This window comes from Mesorhizobium sp. M0522 (genome assembly GCF_040321085.1).
Lineage (GTDB): Bacteria > Pseudomonadota > Alphaproteobacteria > Rhizobiales > Rhizobiaceae > Mesorhizobium.
This window is the reverse complement of the sequence record NZ_JAMYQW010000087.1, coordinates 1-3,816: the sequence shown is the minus strand read 5'-3', so window position 1 is coordinate 3,816 and position 3,816 is coordinate 1. Positions and strand designations below refer to the sequence as shown.

Below are 3,816 nucleotides of genomic sequence, written 5' to 3'. Positions count from 1 at the left end.
ACAAGGTCAAAACGGGTCAGGCGATCGAGTTCACAGCCGATCGCGTCAACGGACGCATCACGGTCACCGGTATCAAGTAACCCGGCCAGCGTCGCGGGGTGAAAACCAATCCGAAGCGCAACTGACCGCTCTCGCAGGCGATCCCGGCGCGATCGCTTGCGAGGTGATGAGCGCCGCGGATCAGCCTTGTGCTGGATTTGCGGCACAATGAAGGGATACGCCAAATGACGCTACAAGTGGTCAATATTCGTGAAAGCTGCGAGGCGCTTTCGCAAAGCCGCGTTCTCGATCCAGTCTATGGATATTGAGACATCAAAACCCAGTACCTGGCTGATGGAAAAGCTGCGTCACCGATTAATGGCGCGGAGCCGAAAAACCGCCGGGAAAAGCCTCAGTGAGACATCGCTTCGTCCGCGTCGCTGACAGAAGCAAACTGGATAAAAGGTCATCAACGCTTGGCGCGCCAGGCCAGATGAGAGATTGCTATTATGAAACTTCTTCTAGTCGAAGACGACGAACAAATCAGCCGTTACATCGAAAATGGACTGAGCTCTTCCGGCCATGTGGTCGATGTCCTGACAGACGGGCGCGATGCTTTGCTTGTCGGACTGCGCGAGCCCTATGACGTCGCAATTGTGGATCGGATGCTGCCAGGCCTCGATGGTTTGTCGCTCGTGCGGGGTCTTCGAGGCGCCGGCGGAAAGGTCCCAGTGATCTTCCTGACGGCGGTGGGCGGTGTCAACGATCGAGTTGAGGGATTGGAGGCAGGTGCGGACGATTACTTGATCAAGCCCTTTGCATTCTCCGAACTCCTGGCTCGGATCAATGCTCTGCAAAGGCGCCCTCCGATCACCCCCGAAAAGGCAAAGCTGAAGGTGGCTGATCTGGAACTGGATCTCTTCAGCCGCCTCGCCACCCGCGGCGGAACGACGATCGAGTTGCTCCCTCGGGAATTCGCGCTGCTTGAACTCCTCATGCGTAACGAGGGCCGCATACTGACGAAGACCATGCTCCTTGAGCGGATCTGGAACTTCAACTTCGACCCGCAAAGCACCGTGGTGGAAACCCATATCAGCCGACTGCGGGCGAAGATCGACAAACCATTCGATGTTCCGCTCCTGCGTAATAGACGCAATACCGGCTACTCCATCCATGGCCAACGCTAGTATCGCCAGAAGTACGTCCATCCGACTCGCCGCGTTCTACATCTCTCTGTTTCTGCTCTCGTTTCTGGGAGCCAATTTCGTCGCTTACAACATGGTCGCCGCCTACCTTTACGAGCGGCTGGATTCCCATGTGATGGAGCGGTTCCGGGAGATTTCTTTCGCTTATGACGCGAACGGTGTCGATGGCGCTGCTGCCATGATCCGAAGCCATGGTCCGGCAATCAGGGGACAGGAGACGCTATACACACTGAAGGATCCCGAAGGCGACTTCCTGGCTGGCAACATTGACATTTCCAACGTGCCGCCGGGATTTTCCACACGCGCACCGACAAGCCACGAGGCGGCGCTCAATAATTTCAGGCTCTACCGGAAGGACCTGGACGGCTACGACCTGACCGTCGGCGTAAGCTATGACGACACCAATCGCTTGCGCAGCATCGCGCTTATCAGCTTCGGCTGGGGAACGGCGATCGTGCTTGCTGGAGGTCTCGGCGCGGGCGCAGTTTTGGCGTTCCGCACGAGACGGCGTGTCGCTAGACTCTCGGATGCGATGAAGTCCGTTGGCGCCGGCGATCTCGCTACCCGCTTGCCGGTCTCCTTGCGCAGCGATGACATCGACGTGCTGGCAACTGAGGTCAACGTCGCGCTGGCACAGCTACAGGCTAGTGTCGCGGCGATGACGCAGGTAACGACCGACATCGCTCACGACCTCAAGACGCCGGTCGGCCGGCTGTTTCTAACGCTTGAGGCCGCTTCCGAAAGCAAAGACCAAACGGCCACGAGATTCCTTATCGAAAAAGCGATGAGCGAAATCTCGCATATAGCCGGCACCTTCGAGGGCTTGCTGCGCATCTCGCAGATCGAGTCCGGCGCACGCCGTTCCCGGTTTGCGAGGGTGAACCTTTCGGAATTGGTCGCCGAAATCTACGATATCTATAGTCACATCGTGGAAGACGCCGAGCGTTCGCTGGTTCTGTCCAATGACAGCCAAAACACGGCCTTATTCATATGGGGCGATGCCGAACTGCTGAAGCAGATGTGCGTGAACCTTATCGTCAACGCAATGCGCCACACACAAAGAGGATCCCGGATTGCGATCGGTGTCACGACACAGGCGAATCGCTGTGCAATCATCGTCAGCGACAACGGACCGGGCATCCCGGCGGCGGAGCGGCAGAAGGTGTTCAAACGCTTCTATCGCCTGGAAAAAAGCCGGACCACCGAAGGGACAGGGCTCGGCCTCAGCCTGGTCAAGGCGATATCGGACATGCATGGCGCGACAATTTCCCTGAAGGACAATAGCCCCGGCTTAATTGTGGAAACAGAGTTCCCCCGTAACCATAATTGAGGTCAGTCACTTAGACGGTTGTTCATATCACTTGAGACGAAATTATAAAAAGGGCAAACCAGCCGGCAGCGCTGCCAGCTGGTTTGCCCTGCACTGGCTCCGTGGGAAGATGCGGAACTGCGGTGTTGGTCCTGCTACCGGCCCGCCCAACTGGCGCGCTGGCGGGGGCTCCCCCCCTGCCACGATGAGGGGCTCACAGTTTCGACTCGGTTATAGGGGGAATCAGTCTTCTCGATATCGCCATTGTCGAGCACTTGGGAAGATATGTCGGGGTTGGATGCCGATTTCGTGGTTTCGCCCGTCGATCCATGGCCGTGCAAGACCTCGCCGATGCGCGGGCTTGTCGAGTTCGTGCCGCTGTTGGCGACACCGGTCGTTGCGGCGAAGACAATCAATGCATATCCGATAGTGTGTTTCATGGTTCAGTCCTCTTGTCGAAAGTGAGCGTTCCGACGCTCAGCAACAACAGGCTATCGGGTCGAATTCACGGGCACCTTCGCTCCGATTTACATTTTTGTGATTCTCATGCGTGGCCATGACAAAAGCAAAGTCCGGAAGGTCAGCTTATGAAATGGCACATGCTGCTGGCTGACACAGTTTCTTTGCGGGGATGCATGTCTATCCAATTATCCAATGATGCTTCAAAGGCAAAAGAGCGCGCGCGGAACCAGACATCAATGAAAACGAATGTTTGACTGTCGCGTCTGCTTGAGGCGCTGGGAGATTGCCGCACACGGGGTTGCCTGGGTCGTCCACTATTCCGTTCCTGAGAGATCTGCATCGAGGTCGACAACCACCCGCGGGTGGCCACGAGCCATACGCAAGCCTTACAAAAATGTATGAAAAATGTTGTGGCGCATGGTGTCGTCGAGCAATAGCGTTCTTGCAACGGCCTTCGCTCGCGAGTGCGCGAACCTCGGTTTGAAACAAGATCCTAGCATCCTCGGAGATGTCGCTCGACACCCCGTCGGCGCCATGTGGATGTTGAGCTCGATACCAGAAAAGCGAGAAACTGGCATCGATGGCCACAAGTCGCATTACACGATCCAACGTGGTGGATCACGACGTGCCGACGGTGTTCGGCCTCGATAAGTCGAACGTCACCGACAAGGTACGGCGCGTCCGGCCCGAATACATGGCCCCGGCAGCGCACGGTGGTCACGGCAAACAGGGATGAGAACCGAACCCCGCAACCTCTACAATGAGAGAAAGTGCATCATGAAACGTATGATCGTAGCGGCCGTTTTGACGGCGCTCAGTTCCGGAGCAGCTCTTGCCGGTGGAAGCCACGCCGGAGGCCAT

General features: G+C 57.0%; 5 protein-coding genes. 3 read left to right on the top strand and 2 right to left on the bottom strand.

The features are described 5' to 3' along the window. On the bottom strand, positions 1-224 hold a 224-nt coding region (locus tag NKI58_RS35310; protein WP_352643529.1), incomplete at its 3' end, for a hypothetical protein. Positions 225-488: 264 nt separating this feature from the next. Between NKI58_RS35310 and NKI58_RS35305 the strand changes: the two genes are divergently transcribed. After that, on the top strand, positions 489-1,166 hold the full coding sequence (locus NKI58_RS35305) for a response regulator (protein WP_352596276.1): 678 nt from the start codon (positions 489-491) through the stop codon (positions 1,164-1,166). Next, positions 1,153-2,514: a sensor histidine kinase gene (locus NKI58_RS35300; RefSeq protein ID WP_352596273.1), complete on the top strand. Its 1,362-nt coding sequence runs from the start codon at positions 1,153-1,155 to the stop codon at positions 2,512-2,514. Before NKI58_RS35305 ends, NKI58_RS35300 begins: the two co-directional genes overlap by 14 nt. A gap of 134 nt (positions 2,515-2,648) precedes the next feature. Here the strand turns inward: NKI58_RS35300 and NKI58_RS35295 are convergent, their stop codons facing one another. After that, positions 2,649-2,933 (bottom strand): hypothetical protein, encoded by a 285-nt coding sequence (locus NKI58_RS35295; protein ID WP_352596270.1) that lies wholly within the window; start codon positions 2,931-2,933, stop codon positions 2,649-2,651. Positions 2,934-3,535: 602 nt separating this feature from the next. On the opposite strand from NKI58_RS35295, the gene NKI58_RS35290 reads away from it, so the two are divergent. Continuing rightward, positions 3,536-3,691, top strand: coding sequence for a hypothetical protein (locus NKI58_RS35290; RefSeq protein WP_352625703.1), 156 nt, complete (start codon positions 3,536-3,538; stop codon positions 3,689-3,691). The last annotated feature ends 125 nt before the right edge of the window (positions 3,692-3,816 follow it).